Here is a 1,616-nt window from a genome sequence, read left to right as displayed (position 1 = left end):
CAATCTGCTCAAAACGCAGACTGGACGCCATCGCAAAAACCGTCAATCAAATCGCCAAAACCCAGAAATTACCGGCCAAGCACATCAATCAAGGGTTCTTCGATCCCTCCAACTGACAGTCAGCTATCCCCCCCTAATTACCCTTCCCCGCTGAATACTTCACGAGGAAGGGCGATATTTTCCTCAATCGTTTTTAACCCAGAACCTCATTTTTGCATTTCTACGCGAGGTCCATCCGGCTTGCTGCATGGCTTGAGCAAATGCCCGTTGATGGATCCTAGACAATGGCCATTGATACTGAAGTAAACCTTCGACCACCAACCGTGAGGTGATATGGCCTGTCTGAGAGGCAGCCCAGATTTCGAGCACTTCGGGCATCCTGGCGTCCAGCCGCTCCTCGGATGTCGGAAGCGGCTGAGGAGGCGGCGGCGCCCGCTCCTGCTCTTCCCGTGCAGAATAAAAATCCTCTGCGATGACCGAAATACGCTCATCGGGAGTTTCCGGGCTTTTGCACCGCGTTCCGAAAAGATGCTCGGCCAGAAATTCAGCATGCTCTTGCAGGGTCAATTCTGCTTCGGGGTCAGCAACCGCGCCGGCCTCAATTTCTTCCCACGCTTTGCGCAGCCCAATGGGTTCCCAATATGAGCGGGAGTAATGCTCCGCCAGGTTCTCCTGAGTGACCACCACCCACCGGCCCTGTATCACGTTGAAAATTTCAATGCGTTCGGGAAGGCATTTTCGTCTCCTGCTTTCCCTCAGCCATTCCCTGCGTTTTTCTTGATTATGTACGGGAGCATCACCGCGTTGCTGTGGATCATAAAGCTGACTGTTGGACTTAGCTCGAACATCCTTCCAGATGTCGCCTGGATCACCGAACCCCCGAACAGACAGCGGGCAGAGCTCCAGAATATTTTCTGGCCCAGCCATACACCATTTCCACGTTATGACGTTCCATACCAGAAGACGCTCAGTCTTTGGGTTATATCTGGTGTTTCGCATCAGCCAGGCTCTCTGGTTTGGTCCCGACAGCATTCTCACTGCGTCATCACGCATGATGATATTCCTCATTGGTTTCCAAGCTTCGTTCTGAACGGATCGGAGAAACCAGTTGAGGCGGCCCTGTGGGCCATGGCGATGCGTAGACGCGCGTGATCGCCCGGCCCTCTTTCGAAGGTCGAGACGTGCGTAAGTGTCTGATAAGCCAGTCTTTCATGGCGATCAGACGTCGATTTGTAGGGATTTATGATAGAAGTGGTTGCGGGGGCAGGATTGCTTCTCAAATTGCGACAATCGCAAGTTGAGAATAAAGCGGATTTAAATAGCTCTTTCTCAAGCCTTTTTTCTGTCCGTGCTTAATCATTCAATATGATTAGTGACTCTTTCCCTCGCGATTGCAGGCTTGTTGTTCTGAACCCAGGCCATGTTAGCTTATCCGGCTAAACCGTCGGCCTACTATATCTATAGTAGGCCGGCAGGATACGTCCTTATCCTTGACATCCGGTCCTCTAGGGCCTGTTAGATCTTAAAATACTTCCTATATTGTATGGATTGAAGAAGGAGACGGAACAGGCACTTTCACTGATGAGACATGGGCGATCTGGGAACCGCTGATTGAG

1 protein-coding gene is annotated in these 1,616 nt (G+C 51.5%); it reads right to left on the bottom strand.

What is annotated here, in order from left to right; all coding sequences use genetic code 11:
• Positions 1–183: 183 nt before the first annotated feature.
• The gene (locus GOB93_RS20875) at positions 184–1,053 is read right to left on the bottom strand and encodes a hypothetical protein (RefSeq protein ID WP_173585270.1); all 870 of its coding nucleotides are present in this window, start codon (positions 1,051–1,053) and stop codon (positions 184–186) included.
• Positions 1,054–1,616 lie beyond the last annotated feature (563 nt).

The sequence above is a fragment of the Acetobacter musti genome, from assembly GCF_011516835.1.
In the GTDB taxonomy this organism is placed as follows: Bacteria; Pseudomonadota; Alphaproteobacteria; order Acetobacterales; family Acetobacteraceae; genus Acetobacter; species Acetobacter musti.
Note: the sequence above shows the minus strand (reverse complement) of the source record. Positions and strands in the feature narration are given on the sequence as shown.